The 17,274-nt window shown below is 55.4% G+C and carries 19 protein-coding genes and 3 pseudogenes; 9 read left to right on the top strand and 13 right to left on the bottom strand.

Going from position 1 to position 17,274, the window contains the following annotated elements; genetic code table 11:
• Positions 1 to 32 precede the first annotated feature (32 nt).
• Positions 33 to 362 carry a histone-like nucleoid-structuring protein, MvaT/MvaU family gene (locus OZ911_RS12360; protein WP_016488102.1) on the bottom strand — a complete coding sequence of 110 codons (330 nt, stop codon included), beginning with the start codon at positions 360 to 362 and terminating at the stop codon, positions 33 to 35.
• Between the two features lie 127 nt (positions 363 to 489).
• Complete coding sequence (locus OZ911_RS12355; protein ID WP_016488103.1) at positions 490 to 684, bottom strand: DUF7740 domain-containing protein; 195 nt, start codon at positions 682 to 684, stop codon at positions 490 to 492.
• Between the two features lie 222 nt (positions 685 to 906).
• Here OZ911_RS12355 and mobH point away from each other — a divergent pair, with 222 nt between their 5' ends.
• Entirely contained in the window at positions 907 to 2,625 is a 1,719-nt protein-coding gene (gene mobH / locus OZ911_RS12350) for a MobH family relaxase (protein WP_016488104.1), read from the top strand.
• Between the two features lie 209 nt (positions 2,626 to 2,834).
• On the opposite strand, the gene OZ911_RS12345 is transcribed toward mobH, so the two are convergent.
• From OZ911_RS12345 to OZ911_RS12320, 6 genes are all read right to left on the bottom strand, one after another.
• Positions 2,835 to 3,728, bottom strand: coding sequence for a DUF4435 domain-containing protein (locus tag OZ911_RS12345; RefSeq protein WP_139139546.1), 894 nt, complete (start codon positions 3,726 to 3,728; stop codon positions 2,835 to 2,837).
• A complete protein-coding gene (locus OZ911_RS12340; protein ID WP_268968660.1) occupies positions 3,725 to 4,420 on the bottom strand; it encodes an AAA family ATPase in 696 nt (231 codons plus the stop codon). The genes OZ911_RS12345 and OZ911_RS12340 overlap by 4 nt, the downstream gene beginning before the upstream one ends.
• Before the next feature lie 70 nt (positions 4,421 to 4,490).
• Positions 4,491 to 4,985, bottom strand: coding sequence for an AAA family ATPase (locus tag OZ911_RS12335; RefSeq protein ID WP_268968659.1), 495 nt, complete (start codon positions 4,983 to 4,985; stop codon positions 4,491 to 4,493).
• A 621-nt stretch (positions 4,986 to 5,606) separates the two neighbouring features.
• Positions 5,607 to 5,813, bottom strand: coding sequence for a hypothetical protein (locus OZ911_RS12330; RefSeq protein ID WP_016488106.1), 207 nt, complete (start codon positions 5,811 to 5,813; stop codon positions 5,607 to 5,609).
• A 13-nt stretch (positions 5,814 to 5,826) separates the two neighbouring features.
• Positions 5,827 to 6,036 (bottom strand): hypothetical protein, encoded by a 210-nt coding sequence (locus tag OZ911_RS12325; protein ID WP_016488107.1) that lies wholly within the window; start codon positions 6,034 to 6,036, stop codon positions 5,827 to 5,829.
• A gap of 1,080 nt (positions 6,037 to 7,116) precedes the next feature.
• Positions 7,117 to 7,413, bottom strand: a complete 297-nt coding sequence (locus OZ911_RS12320; protein WP_054888278.1) for a hypothetical protein — start codon at positions 7,411 to 7,413, stop codon at positions 7,117 to 7,119.
• 217 nt (positions 7,414 to 7,630) lie between these two features.
• Between OZ911_RS12320 and cyoA the strand changes: the two genes are divergently transcribed.
• The 4 genes from cyoA to cyoD are packed head-to-tail and all read left to right on the top strand — an operon-like array spanning position 7,631 to position 11,486.
• Positions 7,631 to 8,554: a ubiquinol oxidase subunit II gene (gene cyoA / locus OZ911_RS12315; protein WP_054888277.1), complete on the top strand. Its 924-nt coding sequence runs from the start codon at positions 7,631 to 7,633 to the stop codon at positions 8,552 to 8,554.
• Positions 8,555 to 8,559: 5 nt separating this feature from the next.
• The gene (cyoB, locus tag OZ911_RS12310) at positions 8,560 to 10,533 is read left to right on the top strand and encodes a cytochrome o ubiquinol oxidase subunit I (RefSeq protein ID WP_054888276.1); all 1,974 of its coding nucleotides are present in this window, start codon (positions 8,560 to 8,562) and stop codon (positions 10,531 to 10,533) included.
• 3 nt (positions 10,534 to 10,536) lie between these two features.
• On the top strand, positions 10,537 to 11,148 hold the full coding sequence (gene cyoC, locus OZ911_RS12305) for a cytochrome o ubiquinol oxidase subunit III (RefSeq protein WP_054888275.1): 612 nt from the start codon (positions 10,537 to 10,539) through the stop codon (positions 11,146 to 11,148).
• On the top strand, positions 11,148 to 11,486 hold the full coding sequence (cyoD, locus tag OZ911_RS12300; RefSeq protein ID WP_054888274.1) for a cytochrome o ubiquinol oxidase subunit IV: 339 nt from the start codon (positions 11,148 to 11,150) through the stop codon (positions 11,484 to 11,486). The genes cyoC and cyoD overlap by 1 nt, the downstream gene beginning before the upstream one ends.
• Positions 11,487 to 11,573: 87 nt before the next feature.
• Here the strand turns inward: cyoD and OZ911_RS12295 are convergent, their stop codons facing one another.
• Complete coding sequence (locus OZ911_RS12295) at positions 11,574 to 11,792, bottom strand: hypothetical protein (RefSeq protein WP_054888273.1); 219 nt, start codon at positions 11,790 to 11,792, stop codon at positions 11,574 to 11,576.
• A gap of 260 nt (positions 11,793 to 12,052) precedes the next feature.
• Between OZ911_RS12295 and OZ911_RS28980 the strand changes: the two are divergent.
• From OZ911_RS28980 to OZ911_RS12280, 3 pseudogenes are all read left to right on the top strand, one after another.
• Positions 12,053 to 12,202: pseudogene (locus OZ911_RS28980) on the top strand (hypothetical protein); the annotation flags it as partial.
• Positions 12,203 to 12,223: 21 nt separating this feature from the next.
• Positions 12,224 to 12,370 (top strand): annotated as a pseudogene (locus OZ911_RS28975) (con-10 family general stress protein); the annotation flags it as partial.
• A gap of 24 nt (positions 12,371 to 12,394) precedes the next feature.
• Positions 12,395 to 12,463 (top strand): annotated as a pseudogene (locus OZ911_RS12280) (glucose starvation-inducible protein B); the annotation flags it as partial.
• 176 nt (positions 12,464 to 12,639) lie between these two features.
• Here the strand turns inward: OZ911_RS12280 and OZ911_RS12275 are convergent.
• A complete protein-coding gene (locus OZ911_RS12275) occupies positions 12,640 to 14,238 on the bottom strand; it encodes a hybrid sensor histidine kinase/response regulator (protein ID WP_054888305.1) in 1,599 nt (532 codons plus the stop codon).
• 298 nt (positions 14,239 to 14,536) lie between these two features.
• On the opposite strand from OZ911_RS12275, the gene OZ911_RS12270 reads away from it, so the two are divergent.
• Positions 14,537 to 15,331, top strand: a complete 795-nt coding sequence (locus OZ911_RS12270) for an OBAP family protein (protein WP_054888271.1) — start codon at positions 14,537 to 14,539, stop codon at positions 15,329 to 15,331.
• 155 nt (positions 15,332 to 15,486) lie between these two features.
• On the opposite strand, the gene OZ911_RS12265 is transcribed toward OZ911_RS12270, so the two are convergent.
• Genes OZ911_RS12265 through OZ911_RS12255 form a run of 3 tightly spaced genes read right to left on the bottom strand, consistent with a single transcriptional unit; the run spans position 15,487 to position 17,137 of the window.
• Positions 15,487 to 15,987, bottom strand: coding sequence for a YciE/YciF ferroxidase family protein (locus OZ911_RS12265; RefSeq protein ID WP_054888270.1), 501 nt, complete (start codon positions 15,985 to 15,987; stop codon positions 15,487 to 15,489).
• Between the two features lie 24 nt (positions 15,988 to 16,011).
• Positions 16,012 to 16,242, bottom strand: coding sequence for a hypothetical protein (locus OZ911_RS12260; RefSeq protein ID WP_054888269.1), 231 nt, complete (start codon positions 16,240 to 16,242; stop codon positions 16,012 to 16,014).
• Positions 16,243 to 16,258: 16 nt separating this feature from the next.
• Positions 16,259 to 17,137 carry a manganese catalase family protein gene (locus OZ911_RS12255; protein WP_054888268.1) on the bottom strand — a complete coding sequence of 293 codons (879 nt, stop codon included), beginning with the start codon at positions 17,135 to 17,137 and terminating at the stop codon, positions 16,259 to 16,261.
• Positions 17,138 to 17,274 lie beyond the last annotated feature (137 nt).

The raw sequence follows: 17,274 nt of genomic DNA, 5'->3' as shown, positions 1-17,274 counted from the left end.
CCGACCATCGGCCGCTGCAATTGAGCAAGCGATTACTGCAGCCAGCTCTCGACGACATCCGAGCCGTGCTCCTGCTTCCACTGCTTGAGGATCTTGTGATTGCCGCCCTTGGTTTCGACGATCTCGCCGCTGTGCGGGTGCTTGTAGCGTTTGACCTCACGCGGCTTGCGCTGAGCGGCGGTGGAGCTGGAAGTACTCACGCTTGCGCCCTTGGACGGGTCGAGAATGGTGATGACCTGGCGCAGGTTCATGCCGTACTCGATTTCCTGCTTCAGGCCGGAATCGTTTTTCATCGCGTCCAGCTGTTGAAGTTGAGCAGCCAGTTGAGCTTCCAGTGCTTTGAATTCGGCAAGTTTGGACATGTGAAATCTTTCCTAGGGTTGGGGCATGTGCGGCGATATTACCTGAGGCACAACTACTAGCCGAGCGTTAACTGACTCTCCAGCTAACTTTTCATCCCTCAAAATGTGCACATATCCATGTGACTAATCAGTCCGGCAAGAACTGGCAAAGGTGCCCCACTAGTTCACGAGGTGCGGCACTGTTGCCGATCTTGAACAACATATCGCGCTGACTGCGTGGCAGCTGTTTCGCACAGCGCGTGGCGGCCGATCGAATGGCAGCATCGGTACCATGAATCCGGTCAGCCAGTAGCACGATCAAAATGGCATCGCTCAACGTCATCAGGCCACCTTCCTCGAAATAATGCCGGACAGTCTACCTCACAGGAAAAGGACAGGTCATTCCGGTACCACAGGTAACCCGATGCGCCAGGCTTCGAATTTTCGCGTTCGCGAAAAGGCTCAAGGCGTTAAAGGGTAACGGCGGCAATGGTAAGGGGGCACAAGGGTAAGAGGCCTATCCGAAAAGGCAAAAGGACCTTCTGAATACAAAGCAGGTAACCCGATGAAGCGCTGGTGGTTCAAGCATGAAAAAGGCAATGCTGCGGAGCCCATACTCGCTCCAGCGCCCGAGGGATTTCTCCTCCCACTACTCGCCGAATCCCTGCTCTGTGCCGACCACCGGAAAAAGTTGCTGCAGCGCATCTGGCAATACACGGCGCTCTCCGAGCCGCAGTTCAATCAGCTCTACCTTGACCCGATCCACCGCTACGCCAGCTATGTACAGCAACTCCCCGCCAGCGAAAGCCACCACCATGCCTATCCGGGCGGCATGCTGGACCATGGACTGGAACTGGTGGCCTGCAGTTTGAAGCTGCGCCAGTCGTACCTGCTACCCAGCGGCGCCGCACCGGAAGACCAGGCCGCCCAGGCCGACGCCTGGAGCGCGGCGATTGCCTACGGCGCCCTGCTTCACGACATTGGTAAGATTGCCGTCGACCTGCAGGTCGAGTATGAAAATGGTGAGGTGTGGCACCCCTGGCACGGTCCTCTGACCCTGCCCTACCGCTTTCGCTACGTAGCCGGCCGCGATTACAAGCTTCACGGCGCCGCCACCGGGCTGCTGTACACACAAGTTTTGACATCCCGTCAGCTTGACTGGCTCAGCAACTATCCAATCCTGTGGGGACACCTACTGTTCCTGCTGGCCAATCACTACGAGCACGCCGGCACCCTCGGGGAACTGGTGCTACAAGCTGACCGGGTCTCCACCGCGCAGAACATCGGCGCCAATCCCACCAAAGCCCTGCAGGCACCCAAACATTCGTTGCAGCATCACCTACTCACAGGCCTGCGTCACCTGGCCAAAAAAGAGTTCAAATTCAACCAGCCCGGCGCGGCTGGCTGGCTTACCCAAGACCATCTGTGGCTGGTCAGCAAGACCGCCACCGACAAACTGCGCGCTTACCTGCTCGCCCAGGCAGTGGATGGCATCCCCTCCTCCAACATTGCCTTGTTCGATGAGCTGCAGTCGCATGGACTGGTGGATGTGACACCAGAGGGCAAAGCGGTGTGGAGCGCCACCGTTTCAGAGGATGACTGGCAACATCGCTTTACCTTTCTTCGCCTGCAGCCGAGCCTGATCTGGGCCAATGAGCCGAGGCCAGATTACTTTAGCGGCACGGTAGAGCCGATGATGGATGGCCCACTACCGACCAGCGAAACCAACGAGTCGGCCCCGGATCAGCCGCCTGCAACACCAGAAGCAAAACAAGCCGGCGCCGTGCTGCAGAATCAGGAATTCGACTACCTCGACGACCTTATGGACATGTTGCAAGTGCAGGGCGAACGCGAGAGTGGATCAGCTGTTGAGATGGCTCAATCTGCCACTCCTCCACCACAGTATTCCGTGGGGCAGGCCTTTATCGAGTGGCTGCGCGAGGGAGTTAACAGTCATCGCTTAGTGATCAACGACAGTAAGGCCAAGGTCCATACGGTGGACGGTACTTTCTTCCTGGTCACACCGGGCATTTTCCAGCGCTATGCTGCCGAGCAACCGGAGCAGTCTGATGGAAGCAACCAGATCGAGCATTGGCGGCGCGTTCAGCGTCAATTTGAGAAACTGGGCATTCATCGGAAAAGGTCTAATGGGCAAAACATTTGGGCTTGCACTGTGAGAGGTCCTCGCAAAACGAACATTCTGAATGGATACTTACTGAACAGCTCAACAGATATTTTCGCTGCCCTGCCTGCGGATAATTCACATCTCGTACTGGTCAAGTAACTCCAACCTGCATCTAGCCACTTAAACAGATCCAAAATTATGGATTCTCGATGGAATCGTCATTGCAACTAATGACTCCCGCAAAACTATCGAGATCCAACAAGGGGACTTTAGCATTGCCTTATCTCCAGGCCATGAGAATGACAAAAACGCATTCAAAATTATCAAAAAATAAAGACATCACCACAGACAACCCCACAGATCAACCTCTATATTCGAGTAGCATCAGCGACTCGTGCACGCAAAGCCGAGGCCATACCCTGATAATAATTTTTCAAATCCGGATCCTTGTCTAGATCCGTATACTGAAAATGCTCAGCGACCAATACATCCGCCATTTCTCTATTCAGATTTTTTTGACCTGTAACATCACGAAAACACTCACAAAAAATCCCATACAAAAATTTTGCCCACAACTTACCGTAACAGTCGCGGGCTGCCACAACCCTATCGCAACCACTAAACTGAAATTTTTCCACTCTACCCGACTTAATGGTGCCAATTAACTTCCTAAAAGATTCTTTCTTGACTCTATATCTATTAGAATCACGAACATCAACATACGCCCAGAATTTTTCACGATGAATTCCCTGCACCCTTTTTAGCGAGCAGAGCACATCTACAAAAATCAACCTATTGAAATCCACCAAAAAATTACGACACTTAACTCTAATCACTTCTGCAGCTTCAGCACTAACGCCTTTCACAGAAATTCTCTCAAGCTTAGAGATAATAGCTTCAGCTTGCCAAGCATCGTTCTCCCAGCTGTAACCATATGTATAGAGAACAAACGGATGATCAATCAAACAATGGCGATGATGATCATGATCTCTATCCATAGCCACTATGGTATTGGATATTTTTGATGCGGCAACATCTTGAGCATAAGGCAATAAATTATCCTTTGAGCCAAGAGGTCTAATTTCATAACTCAGACCTGGTAAAAATCGTGAAAAAAATCCTTTCCAAAAAACCGCATCAATTGAACAGTCGCTTTGTTTTTTCTCTTTATTGAACTCGCCACCCTCTGTATAGACCACCATACTGACGCCCAAAAACGCAGGCAAATTCGATCGACCTGACACAGTTCTTGTAAATGTCATTTCACGCAGCGATCCATGTGAATCAAACGATCTTGGTTGGCCCCGACCACATCAGGGGAATGGGTAGCGAAGACAATCTGAGCGGCAGGATTAAGGCTTTTTATATTTTTTGCCAAACTTTCTTGCCAAGCTGCGTGAAGCGAAATCTCAGGCTCATCTGCCATATATATAAAGCTTTGACCTTCCTGCAGCAAAGCCTCACCAAGAATAACGATGATCTGCTTTTCCCCAGAAGAAAGCTGGGAGGGCTTCAAAATTTTTCCAGATTCAGTCTTAATCACTAACTCATTACGCTCATTGAGCGAAATGGTTTTCTTCAAAAGCAATTTATTCAGTATAGCTAAGAAAAGATCCCGAGAAGAAACAATCCGATTTTTCTCTTTGGTGATACCCTCCCAGACATCCACGGTACTTTCGATTCTGTGCAGGGAGAAAATCGCCATAAAGTCGGCCGGTTTGAGATCTGTACTTTTACCCCATCGCCCTCGGAGATCCTCCAGCATACCAAAATGTCCATCTAGCTTCTTTTGGTAACTTCTTTTGTCCAACTTAAATTCAGAAAATATTTGTAGGAGTGCCTGCTTTTCACTGTCGACCTTCTCACGCCCAGGAAGGGCTGCCACCTTGTCATTCTCCTTGACCAGCAAAGATAAGAATACATGTTCTTGAAAACGCTCATGCAGAGCATTCACCTGCTTACTCAAAGAGGAAAGGTATCTAACCAATCGATTCGAGAAATCATCCAACCTCAAATCAACCGGATCATTTCCACCTGGCCCCTTCAGCGAAGCGGCTCGCTGAACAGATCCAAGTCAAAGACACCATTTCAGAGAGATGCTTTGCTAGAGTACGGCTCGCGGCAGTACTCCCAGCTAACTGAGCTCTTATAAAAAACGAGCCCTTGCTAACCGTATCATAACCATCCACATCACTCAAAACATACGCATAGGGTTTTTCAGTAGAAGACTCTACAATCTTATAATCACAATGAAAGAATGGCACCCCAAGATTTTTAACTACTTCAATATATGGTTTTCGCTTGGAGCGTGGATCCTTCAAATTTATACGAACCGACTCAAAGTCAAGCTCAGAGAGGTAATCTTTGTCAGCGCGAAGAACGCCAGAGATTATTTTGAGCGTAGTGGATTTACCTGAACCATTTGGACCGATGAGGAAATTCAAATCCTCGCTTGCTTTGAAGGATACTTCGTGATTCCCCCAAAAACCTTTAATCATCACACTATCAATGAGATTCATAGCTTCCTACTATTTACAGGTCCGGTGGGCACAATGATGGCACAGCTTAGGCTTTGATGCATTACCTCCAAGACTGCTTAGGCCCCTATAGAGGCGTCTCGACCGGGTACCTAGATCCCCATACCTCTACCTCGCCGACGCGTTGATCGGTTGTGACGGACGGACCTTAGCCAAAAGCGAGGTAAATCGGCGCAGTTCGCCGAAGCTTAACGAAAGCCTAAAGCAACAGCGAGGAGTTCGCCCGCGACCATTTCCAGGCTTACGTTTCAAATACTGATGCTGAAGCCCTGAGGCTGGACTGAAAGCTAAAGCTGAAACCCACGAAAAGTGAGACCGAGTCAGGACTTCGGATGTGGATAGCCCGGGTGCTCGTTAAGGCAACGATGGTCAGCCCGGTCCAGAGGCGTTAACCGACCCAAAGCAGATGTTGATCAGAGACTTCATGTTGTCAGCGTAGGCGCCATAACCGATTTTAGCCGCCCAGCTTCCAGATCCGCGAAACACCTGTGGGAGTCGCGCTTGCAGGCGATGGGCCGAGCAGCGGCGCTAACATCCGGAAGTCCGCAATGGGGTCAAAAACAGACACTCAGCAGGACGCTTCATCTTCCGCGCAACTGCCAATCAGTGAACAGTTCCGCCGCCGTGGCCAAAGGCTTTCATTTGATAGTCGGTTACAGCTTGGAACAGAGATTCAGCTATCAGGCGTAATCTTTCCACCTCTATCGCAGGCGCGCCGGTATCCTGAGCTTCGTGGTAACGGCGCATTGCCTCAATTGCCTCGGTGTAGGCTGGGTGGTCGGGCGGCAAAATCTTCGACTGTTTGGGCATCAGTGCCTCGATATCAGTGAATTGATTCAGACAGACTGCCGGCTTCAAGCACCTGGAAATCCACTACCGCGTGATAAACGGAGTCAGCCAACACTCTAAGCCGCTCGATTGTCTCTGGAGATGCCCCGTTATCTTGCGCGGCCTGATGCGCCCTTATCGCATCAAGGGCTTCGCGCAGTAGCGGCTCGCCGGCTTTGGCCATGCCTTCCAAGGTTCGCTTCATGCTCTGCCCATTCTGCTACGTTGATCCATCATAGGACGATAGCGACGGTCTGATGGCCGGCATCGATCCAAGGCCTTGTGTTTAGCAGTTCAGGCCTCATCGCGGCAAACCGGTTCCCATAGGAATATCACCAGCTTCCAGACCTGCGCCAGCCTCTGTGAGAGCCGCGCGTATCGGCGATGTGTCGCGAAGCGACCCCAATATTCAGGCGCCGGGTCGATAGCTGCCGGCAAGAGCCAAGCATACCTAGGCTGCCTTGGAAAAATCGCTCCCTTCCAAACGTGAGTTGCTAGGCCATATGTCCATCACAATCCGCAGCAAACCAGCATAAGCCACACTAAAAATGGGGGACCAGATGGGGGACCAAAAACACACAGGCACAAAAAAGCCCCGAAAAATCAGGGCTTTAATGAGAATTAGTGGCGGAAGCGTAGGGATTCGAACTTTCTCGATTGCAGTGTGATCCGTTCCGAGCAAAAGTGTGCGCTATCATCCCAGGCTGTGTAAAAAAGCCCCAGTTCACGAAGAAGATATGCGGACCAGGCCTGTAGGTCTAGCAGATGGAGGCGTGGATCACCCTGGATCGGTCATAGGCATGGTGGTTGTGCCATCTGGACCGCGGCAGCTGGCCTCATGCCCTGATCGCTTACGTAGTCCTGCAATTCCGATTATCTTCATCATTCATTTGAGGTTGTAGGATAGCTTGAAGGTTCATCTCGACGATTACCCTCGGCAGGGTCTTGACCAGGAAGTGGGTGGTTCCCAGTTTGAGCGTTCCGAAAGGATGCTCCACCGTCTGCTGCCACCCGCGTCGGGTCATGCCCAAGGCGCGCGGCAGAGACATGCTTCCTTTCCATTGAGCCCACTGGTTGTACATGGTCGTCTTATGGGATGACGCGGTGTAGTGGTGGGTCGCGGATGACAACTATCCACCCATTACAGCCCCTCGACCGGTAAAGCAACACCATCCATGCGATGTAAACCCCTTCTGGTGAACAGCCTGACAGTAAGGATTGACCATCACCGCCCGCCGGTAGCAATCCGATCGGAACAGCTGCTTCGCCTGGTTCCTCCCGCACCTCAACTTCCAACCACTTCGACATCGAACGCCTTGCCCTCGGTCGCGACTCGCCTGGCATACCCGACGCCCCACACCATCGCCCGACTCATGGTTTCGCCAGGGCATTGGAAAAAGGCTTGCTCACTCATCATCGAGCCATCGGCGCGATAAACTCCGATGAACAACTGAGTGGCACCCGTTCGTGACAAGCGTGCCTGCACTTCGAGACAGGCTCCTGTGTCCAGCGTTTCCTCATGGATCTGGTGGTGCAGGATCGGATCGCACCATTGACGATAGGTTTCCCCTCTTCTTTTCATCTGCCTGTCCTCTGCTGTTGTCAGCGGTAGATAGCCTCGCGCGCGTAATCAGTCCAAATGAAACGACGCCATCGGACAGGCGGCCGAGTTATACAAAGCGGTTTTTTTGTACATCCACCATTCGTCGCCAATCCGCAAATCTCATACAACCTTCGTTTCGTCGCCGTCCTTCTAACGCCACAAGCAAAACAACTGGCAATCGCTACAGGACAAGATCATGGCCACGAGATTCACGTATGGCGCACGGTTGCTCGGTCTTATGTTGCTCAGCATCGGTGCTTTGCAGCTCTCGGGTTGCGACATGGTGTTGTTCAATCCAAAAGGTCAGGTCGGGTTGGAGCAGCGCAACCTGATCATTCTCGCCACGCTGCTTATGCTGATAGTGGTAGTCCCGGTCATGATCATGGCGCTGGTATTCTCGGTGCACTACCGCGCCTCCAATGAAAAGGCGCGCTACACGCCGGAATGGAACCATTCGCGCGCTATCGAGGCAGTGGTCTGGGGTGTGCCGCTTATCATCATCATTGTGCTCGGCGTGGTGACCTGGCGCTCGACCCATGCGCTGGACCCGTACCGACCACTCGTGGCTGACCGACCGGCGATAAAGGTTCAGGTGATCGCCACAGACTGGAAATGGCTATTCGTCTATCCCGAACTCGGCATCGCCTCGGTCAATGAGTTGGCCATGCCAGTGGATACCCCGGTGGATTTTCGGGTGACCTCCGATGGCGCCATTACTTCATTCTTCATTCCGGCCCTCGGCGGGCAAATCTATGCCATGGCGGGCATGCAGACCCAGCTGCATCTGATCGCCAACCACAAGGGTACCTACAACGGCATCGCTGCCAACTACAACGGGCCGGGTTTTTCCGATATGTATTTCGAGGCCTTGGCTTTAGACCAAGCCGGTTTCGACGCCTGGGTGACAGCGGTGCGCAGGTCACCGAATCGGCTTGACCAGGCGCGCTATGCACAGCTGGCCAAACCGAGCGTCGCCCATCCTGTGGAGCACTACGCCAAGGTGGACGACGGCCTGTTCCAGTCCCTGATCGACAAGTACCAGGGCATTGACCGGTCTAACGACGTCGAACGGCGCCTGAGCATCCCTGATGATGAAGCGCCGAAAGGCAGCAAGGAGTGACCCGCATGTTCGGAAAGTTGAGCTGGGACGCCATCCCCATGGACGAACCCATCATCATGTACACCCTTGCTGTAGTCGGCATGATCGGCGTTTGCGGCTTTGGGATGATTACCTACAAGCGCAAATGGACGTATCTGTGGAAGGAGTGGTTGACCTCGGTCGACCACAAGCGCATCGGCGTGATGTACATCGTGGTCGCCCTGGTGATGCTGCTGCGGGGTTTTGCCGACGCGCTGATGATGCGTACTCAGCAAGCCATGGCTTCGGACGGCTCGCCCGGCTATCTGCCACCGGAACACTACGACCAGATCTTCACCGCTCACGGCGTGATCATGATCTTCTTCATGGCCATGCCATTCGTGGTCGGCCTTATGAACATCGTCGTGCCGTTGCAAATCGGTGCGCGCGACGTGGCTTACCCGTTTCTGAACGCGGTGAGCTTCTGGCTGTTCGTATCGGGTGCGGTTTTGGTGAATCTCTCGCTGGGGATCGGTGAGTTCGCCCGCACTGGGTGGGTCGCCTACCCGCCCTTGTCCGGTATCGGCTACAGCCCGGGCGTAGGCGTGGATTACTACATCTGGTCCTTGCAGATCTCCGGCGTTGGGACGTTGCTGACCGGGCTGAATTTCTTCGTCACCATCCTAAAAATGCGCACCACCGGCATGACCTTGTTCCGCATGCCGGTGTTCACCTGGACGGTATTGTGCACTTCGATACTGATTCTGGCCGCATTCCCCATTCTCACCGCCACGCTGTTCATGCTCAGCCTGGACCGCTACCTGGGCATGCATTTCTTCACCAACGAGATGGGCGGCAACCCGATGATGTATATCAACCTCATCTGGGCCTGGGGCCACCCGGAGGTGTACATCCTGATCCTGCCGGCTTTCGGAATCTTTTCTGAGGTGGCCTCTACCTTTTCACGCAAGCGGCTGTTCGGCTACTACTCGCTGGTCTGGGCCACCATCGTCATCACCCTGCTGTCGTTCATCGTCTGGGTACACCACTTTTTCACCATGGGCGCCGGGCCGAACGTGAACGCGTTCTTCGGCATTATGACCATGATCATCGCCGTCCCGACTGGGGTGAAGATCTTCACCTGGCTGTTCACCATGTACCGCGGTCGGGTGCGCTTCGAGACACCCATGCTGTGGACGGTGGGCTTCATCGTCACCTTCAGCATTGGCGGCATGACCGGCGTGCTGCTGGCGGTGCCGGGCGCAGACTTCCTGCTGCACAACAGCCTGTTTCTCATCGCGCATTTCCATAACGTGATTATTGGCGGCGCGGTGTTCGGCTACCTGTGTGGCCTGACCTACTGGTTCCCCAAGGCGTTCGGTTTCAAGCTCTACGACCCGCTGGGGCGTGCCGCGTTCTGGTGCTGGCTGGCGGGTTTCTATTTCGCTTTCATGCCATCTTACTTTCTCGGTTTCATGGGCATGACCCGGCGCCTGAACCATTTCAATGTGCCTGAGTGGCGGCCGTTTCTGCTGCTGGAGATGGTTGGTGTGCTTATCATCCTCTGCGGCGTGGCCTGCCAGGTAATGCAACTGATTGTGAGCATCCGCAAGCGCCACGAAAACCGCGACCACACCGGCGATCCCTGGGATGGCCGCACGCTGGAGTGGGCCACTGCGTCACCGCCGCCGTTCTACAACTTTGCCGAGCAACCGGTGGTGCACGGCATCGACGCCTATTGGGGAATGAAGGAGCGTGGGGTCAAGACGCTGATCGAGGCGGATTTTCGCAGGATTCACATGCCGTGCAACACTAGCCTGGGCGTGTTGATCGGCGCATTGAGCACAGTGCTGGGCTTCGCCTTGGTCTGGCATATCTGGTGGCTGGCGATTGCCTCACTGCTGACCACGGTGGCAGCACTGATCGTACGCAGCTACGACCGGCATACCGAGTACTACGTGACGGCCGAGGAAGTCGAACGCGTGGAAACCCAACGGCGTCAGCTGATGGCGGAGGCCTGAGCCATGTCGCACATCATCTTGAACGAAAGCGCCCACCAGCAGGGGCAAGGCTACGAGGATGCGGGTTCGCTGAGCCTGTTCGGCTTCTGGATCTACCTGATGACCGACTGCATCCTGTTCGCCACGTTGTTCGCCACTTATGCGGTGCTGGGCCAGTCCGTGGCGGGCGGCCCTGGCCCTGCGGACATCTTTGAGCTGCCCTACGTCCTGGGCGAAACCAGCCTGCTACTGCTCAGCAGCATCACCTATGGCTACGCCATGCTGGCCAACCACCGCAAGGACAAGCGCCGGGTGCTGCAGTGGCTGGGGGTCACCTTTGTGCTGGGCCTGGCTTTCGTCGCCATGGAGGTGAACGAGTTCCACCACTTGATCGCCGAGGGCTACGGGCCGCAGCGCAGCGCGTTTCTCACCGGCTTCTTCACCCTGGTCGGCACCCATGGCCTGCACGTGCTGGTCGGCCTGGTGTGGATGGCCCTGCTGATGATCCAGGTCCAGCAGCGTGGCCTGTGCTGTGTCAACTCCACACGGCTGAGCTGCCTGAGCCTGTCCTGGCATTTTCTCGACATCGTGTGGGTGTGCGTGTTTACCGTCGTCTACCTGTTCGGAGTGATCTGATGAGCAACGAAAGCCAGATTCACAGCAGTGCCGGCGCCAGCCAGTCCAGCCACAGATCGTACAATATCGGCTTCCTGCTGGCTGCGTTGCTGACCATTGTGCCGTTCGGGCTGGCCATGTTTCCCAGCTTGCCGCGCGCCGCTACCTTCCTGTTGGCGCTGGTCTGCGCGGTGGTGCAGATTCTGGTGCACATGATGTTCTTCCTGCACCTGACCACCGCGCGTGAGCAGCGCTGGAGCCTGGTGGCGCTGGTGTTCTCCGTGGTGATCATCGTGCTGTTGGTGGGGTTGTCGCTATGGATCATGTACTACGTGCACTACAACATGCTCGGTTTGTGACCCGTCCTCGCCCACGGGCTTGTCCTGCCGGCTGGCGATGGTGTTGCTGAGCGGGTTAATGGATGAAACCATGCGTGCCGCCCCTGCTCAGGGCTGTTGGCAATGCCCCGGCGATGTGCCGCGCTCGTGGTCATGCTCAAGGCGCTGCACCTGCACGTCAGTAAACGACGACGCTTCACTACGATGCAGGCCTTGCAGGTAATCGCGCGCCGCTTCGCGACTCAAGTTTTCCTGTTCACTGCGCAGCTCGCAGGTGCCGGGTTGGTTGTCGAGGATGTAGCTGATCAAGTACAGGTAGTTGGCCATACGGATACTCCTTTTTTCAGATGGGGATGGACGACTCAGTAGGATTGATCGTTATCGGTTCGCATTCGTTCAGCCCAAAAGACGGCTGGCAGCCGGCAAGGGTGAACTCTGTTTGCCATCGTGCAAGGCTTTGGTGGTGCATGATTAAGGCTTCCTGCATGCTTGGTCGCCAGTTTTGTTTGCCACAAGATGAAAGGCCAACTTTCATTAGAGACTCTTGTCCGCCCGAGTGAAATTCTTTGCACGATGTGCCGCTTTCCATGGGTCACTGGTTAACACAGACCTTCCTGTGTAACTACCGACATGAGGTGTCAATCATGGCTAGCAATCAAGACGACCGCGGGAATCAAGGTGGCAACGCCAACACCAATCCAGGCAACTTTGCCAATGACCGGGAAAAGGCATCCGAGGCCGGGCACAAAGGCGGCCAGGTGTCAGGAGGTAATTTCAAGAACGATCCAGAGCGCGCCTCGGAAGCAGGTCACAAGGGTGGCCAGGCATCCGGCGGTAATTTCAAGAACGACCCTGAGCGGGCATCCGAAGCTGGCCACAAGGGCGGCCAGGCGTCCGGCGGCAACTTTGCCAATGACCGCGAAAAAGCCTCGGAAGCCGGACGGGTCGGTGGCCAGCATAGCCACGGTGGCGGTCGCAAGAGTGATGACAACCGCTAGTCATCCGTGAAAATCGCAGGGGCAGCCGGGCTGCTCCTGCGCGCTGATGTGGACGTCCCATGTTCATGCACAATAAGATTGCAACACACCGTGCCCGTGGCGCAGCCCAATCCGGGCATCATGGCGGCCTCACGCGCACCTGCCATCAAAACAGCTTGCTTGCGCCCCGTTGCCCATCACGCCACGCCAGTCGGACCATCTAGTACCTGTCTGACCCGGCAAGCCAGATCGTGTGGCTGGCAGGGCTTGGAGATGACCTCGAACTCGGCGCCGCCAATGTCAGTCCGCTCGATCGCGTTTTCCGCGTAGCCTGTCGTCAGCAAGACTTTGATCCCAGGTTGCAGGCGCCGCACGGCTCGGGCAAGCATTACGCCGTTCATGCCGCCCGGCATGATCAAGTCGGTAAACAGCAAGTCATATCGCTCCCCAGCCTGGATCAGTTTAAGCGCCTCGCGGGCGTTAAGCACCATGTCGGCGGCATAGCCGTAGTCCTCCAACACCATCTTCGCCAGCTCGGCCACATCCGGCCGGTCCTCGACGATCAGGATGCGCTCACTGCCAGCACTGCGCTTAGCCACTTTCGACGGTTGCTGCTGCACCAGCTGAGCGTCATCCACCGGGAAGTACAGGCGCAACGTGGTACCTTCGCCTTCTTCGGTGTAGATACGCGCCGCGCCCCCGGACTGGCGGGCAAAACCGTACACCATCGACAACCCCAGCCCCGACCCTTTTCCCTCTTCCTTTGTGGTGAAAAAAGGGTCCATCACACGGTCACGGATGCCCGCAGGCATACCGACACCGTTGTCGGTGATGGATATACTCACGTAGCCACCCGGCAGCAATCCGTCAAACGACAGGCTTGGATCGGTGATCAGGACGTTTCGGGTTGCGATGAATATGTGCGGCCGCTTGCGGCCTATCAGGGCATCCCTGGCGTTGAGGAAAATATTCAGCAGGGCCACTTCTGCCTGTGTCGCGTCGATCCGGCAGCTACGCAGCTGGTCCTCAAGATCAAACTCCACCGTCACCTCGGCGCCGAACGTACGCTCGATGATTGGGCGCGCATCGTCAATCAGGTGGTTCTGGTTCAGTACCCGTCCATGCAACTTCTGCTTACGGGCGAACGCCAGCAATTGCTTGGTCAAGGTACTGGCACGGTCGACTGCCGATTGCGCATGCCCGACGCTACGGCGAATACGGTTCAGGTCCGCCTGGGGCTTCTCGGCTTGACGGGCGATCAGGCCCAGGTAGCCACCCATGACCTGCAACAGGTTGTTGAAGTCGTGGGCGATTCCGCCTGTCAGCTGCCCCAACGCTTCCATTTTTTGCGCCTGACGCAGGGCGTCTTCGGCGTCGCGGCGTCGGCTGACATCCAGCTGAGAAGCAAAGTAATAGATCAGCTCACCGCGCTCATTGAAAATCGGCGAGAGAAACAAGGCATTCCAGAAGCTTGAACCGTCCTTACGATAGTTGAGGATCTCAGCCGCAATATCGACGCGCTGCTCTATGGCCTGACGCAGGCTGTCTACCACCGTGCGGTCGGTGTCGGGCCCCTGCAGGAATCGGCAGTTTTGGCCCAGAATCTCCTCCGCGGCATAACCTGTCATTTCCAGGAAGGCCCGGTTGGCGAAGATGATCGGGTTGTCGTCTCGGTTAGGATCGGTGACGATCATCGGCATCCGGGTAGTTTGCACCGCGGCGAAGAACATATCGCGGGCCAAGCCGGAAATGTCGCCCGAAGCCTGGTTGCTGACGCGCGCCTTCTTTTCGGTCACGAGAATCTCCTTGATCATTGCGCCTGGTTCGTTAAATCTGGACAACTTTCGTGGGCAGGTTGCTCCCGGTCAGCCGCCAAGTTGCACGACGTCGGCAGTTTCAGGGAACAGGCTATCCACTCGCTGCTGGACACCCTGGACGGCAACTACCTCAGCTGGTCGAGCACTGCTTTGGCCAGCGAAGAGGCCGTTATTGGATGGATTAGCCATTTGAAACTGACTCAGACCACTCGTCCGTTGGGCTGTCCGCTTTATTGGCCATGGTTGTCCTCTAAGGACACCAGCCAGAGCCTTTCTCATGCGACAGCTATTTCAAACGATAACCCTTCCCCTCGCTTGCTCTCTGCTGTGGGCCTGCTCCGCTCACGAAACGAAGTCTCCTGTGGAGACACCAGGCAGGCCCGAGTCTGCTAAAACCCAGCTGCTGGAAGCCGGCGCCGCGACGCTGCAGTCCAAGCCGCCCATTGAGGCCATCAACGCTTACCTGGATGGCTTTCACTTCTACAACGGGCATCCGGACGTGCAGATGGAAGCGCACCACTACTGCTCCATCCTCAACGAGGATGTCATTCAATGTGTGATATTCGACGGCAATACCAAGGGGGCGAAGATCATGGGCGTCGAGTACATCATCGACGAGAAGCTTTTTGCCGGCTTACCAACGAGGGAGAAGGCGATATGGCACAGTCATGGCTACGAGGTCTCCTCTGGGCAGTTGATCGCCCCAGGCATCCCTGATCCTGCGGAACATGCCCTGATGGCGCGACTGGCTCACACCTACGGGAAGACGTGGCACACCTGGCATACCGATCAGGACAAAGCGCTGCCGGTGGGGGTGCCGCAGTTGATGATGGGCTTTACCGCAGATGGGCAGGCTGACCCGGCGATGGTCGAACAGCGCAATGGGCGCTTGGGTGTGGATGCTGGGAAAACCAAAGGCGAGCGGGCTGACATCCGTATTCCTGATGCTGATCCCCAGGCGGATGGCTGGCAGCACGGTAATGTCATTCAAATCACCGATCCAACCGGTGCCCATGTACATCGTTCTTCAACAGCTACGCCATCCACTACGAATAGCCGGTCTAGCCAATAGCCGCCTGCAACAACTGTGTTAGATAAGGTCTTGGGCGCGCCCCCTTCGGGGAGAGGCTGTCGTGTTTGGCGATCATCATGATGGTGATCATCCCCCAAAATCCAAGGGAAAGTAAGGTGTGAAAAGCCCGGTGCATCGGCACCGGGCTTGCGCCTTCATTTTTCGAGTGTGGCCGCCTGGTTACCTCCTTCTTCAGCGATAGCAGAAAGCTTGTCGTCCGCCGCTTTTTCCTCGGCCAAGGTATCGCCCAGCAACGACACTGCTTCCTTCATTCCCAAGTGCTTGGCCATGGCGATCAGCGTTCCATAGCTGGCGATCTCGTAATGCTCTACCTTCTGGCAGGCGCCGATCAGTGCGGCATCCAGCACCGCGCCTTGTTCGATTTCATCGAGCAATTCCTTGCTCTCCTCCACCAGCCCCTCCATCGCAACGCACTTCATCCGCTTGAGCTTCAAACCTGCCGACTCCACCAGTTGGTCGATGCGCTCGATCTGACCCTGGGTCTCGGCCAGGTGGGATGTGAAGGCGTCGGCCAGTAGTGGATTGGTGGCGGCCCTGGCCAACCGAGGCAGCGCCTTGGTGATCTGCTTTTCTGCGCTATACACATCAGACAGTTCATGGATAAACAGGTCTTCAACAGTTTTCCGTGCAGCCATTGGTTATCTCCTAGACGGTAGTGATCAGTGCAGGGTGTTACTCAGAAAAGTTTCCGGGCGCTCGACTTCCGGCGCATCGCCGGGAAGGTCGTTGGGTAGAAGCGAGCCGACTCCGAAGGTCATTACGGCCATGCGTACACGCAGAGCTCGACAGGCCAGGCGGGACTCAGCTTCAAATTCGGCCAACGCTTGGCTCATGAGGTGCTCAACACCAAACAGGCGATGTAGCGAGGCTTTCTTGCGCAGAATGTTCATGATGCCTCCGACTTTCTCAGTCTTTGCCATTAATCAAGCCGGAGCCGAGATCTGCGCCTGTAACCGGGTTGGCGGTTGGATCAGACATTGTCCGAAGCTTCATCGCCTCAACTGTTTCAGCTTCGGCAGGAGTGAGCGTCACCGAAGCGGTGCCATCCCCACCATCCACAGCAGCTGATGGATTTTCCACGTACTCCCACTCACTGCCCTCGTTCCAAGGGCCACGCACATTGGGCTCACCAGACATATTGAAATACTTGTTGGTGAACTCCGGCATACCAGGGAGTTTGCCTTGGGGGAAGTTCGGCTGAATGGTATGAAGCGCCTTTTCAAAGGAAAGCTGATGGGCGATCTCCCGGGTCATGAGAAAGCCCAGCGCCTCTTTCACGCCCGGGTCATCGGTAACGTTCATCAGACGTTCGTAGACGATCTTGGCTCGCGCTTCAGCTGCAATGTTCGAACGAAAGTCTGCTGTAGGCTCGCCTATGGTATCGACATAGGCAGCGCTCCAAGGGACGCCAGCCGAATTGGTCAGTGGAGCACCGGCACCATACAAGATGCTGGTGATGTGGGAGTCGTTACCCGCACCATTGATTGCTCGATACAGCTCGCCTTCCTCTTCGACCCCTTCGGCCAAGCGGCCTTTGGCACCCTTGTTGAGCATGACGATTATGGAGCCGACGATCTCCAGGTGGCTGAGCTCTTCGGTTGCAATATCCATCAGCAGGTCTTTACGCCCTGGGTCGTCTTCCGCCAGTGCCTGGGTGAAATATCGGCTAGCAGCGGCCAGCTCGCCCTGAGCACCACCGAATTGTTCGAGCAACAGATTGGCCAGGCCGGGATTGGGCTGGGCGACACGCACGGTATATTGCAAGCGTTTGTTATGGATAAACATGGTTTGCTCCTCGCGGCTAGTAAGCAGGCGCCCTCTAATGTAGGCACCATCAATGCTTAGGAGCGAACAGATGTTATTACGTGCTAAATCTATATCCGCTTTCTGGATGAATGGACCGGGAAGATAAGTTCAATCGA

Source organism: Pseudomonas fortuita, from assembly GCF_026898135.2.
Classification (GTDB): Bacteria; Pseudomonadota; Gammaproteobacteria; order Pseudomonadales; family Pseudomonadaceae; genus Aquipseudomonas; species Aquipseudomonas fortuita.
This window is presented reverse-complemented; position numbering and strand designations above follow the sequence as displayed.

Coding starts and splice junctions, on each gene's coding strand:
- OZ911_RS12360 (WP_016488102.1), bottom strand. CDS start 362: ATGTCCAAACTTGCCGAATTCAAAGCACTGGAAGCTCAACTGGCTGCT.
- OZ911_RS12355 (WP_016488103.1), bottom strand. CDS start 684: ATGACGTTGAGCGATGCCATTTTGATCGTGCTACTGGCTGACCGGATT.
- mobH (WP_016488104.1), top strand. CDS start 907: ATGAAGCGCTGGTGGTTCAAGCATGAAAAAGGCAATGCTGCGGAGCCC.
- OZ911_RS12345 (WP_139139546.1), bottom strand. CDS start 3,728: ATGACATTTACAAGAACTGTGTCAGGTCGATCGAATTTGCCTGCGTTT.
- OZ911_RS12335 (WP_268968659.1), bottom strand. CDS start 4,985: ATGAATCTCATTGATAGTGTGATGATTAAAGGTTTTTGGGGGAATCAC.
- OZ911_RS12330 (WP_016488106.1), bottom strand. CDS start 5,813: ATGCCCAAACAGTCGAAGATTTTGCCGCCCGACCACCCAGCCTACACC.
- OZ911_RS12325 (WP_016488107.1), bottom strand. CDS start 6,036: ATGAAGCGAACCTTGGAAGGCATGGCCAAAGCCGGCGAGCCGCTACTG.
- OZ911_RS12320 (WP_054888278.1), bottom strand. CDS start 7,413: ATGAAAAGAAGAGGGGAAACCTATCGTCAATGGTGCGATCCGATCCTG.
- cyoA (WP_054888277.1), top strand. CDS start 7,631: ATGGCCACGAGATTCACGTATGGCGCACGGTTGCTCGGTCTTATGTTG.
- cyoB (WP_054888276.1), top strand. CDS start 8,560: ATGTTCGGAAAGTTGAGCTGGGACGCCATCCCCATGGACGAACCCATC.
- cyoC (WP_054888275.1), top strand. CDS start 10,537: ATGTCGCACATCATCTTGAACGAAAGCGCCCACCAGCAGGGGCAAGGC.
- cyoD (WP_054888274.1), top strand. CDS start 11,148: ATGAGCAACGAAAGCCAGATTCACAGCAGTGCCGGCGCCAGCCAGTCC.
- OZ911_RS12295 (WP_054888273.1), bottom strand. CDS start 11,792: ATGGCCAACTACCTGTACTTGATCAGCTACATCCTCGACAACCAACCC.
- OZ911_RS12270 (WP_054888271.1), top strand. CDS start 14,537: ATGCGACAGCTATTTCAAACGATAACCCTTCCCCTCGCTTGCTCTCTG.
- OZ911_RS12265 (WP_054888270.1), bottom strand. CDS start 15,987: ATGGCTGCACGGAAAACTGTTGAAGACCTGTTTATCCATGAACTGTCT.
- OZ911_RS12260 (WP_054888269.1), bottom strand. CDS start 16,242: ATGAACATTCTGCGCAAGAAAGCCTCGCTACATCGCCTGTTTGGTGTT.
- OZ911_RS12255 (WP_054888268.1), bottom strand. CDS start 17,137: ATGTTTATCCATAACAAACGCTTGCAATATACCGTGCGTGTCGCCCAG.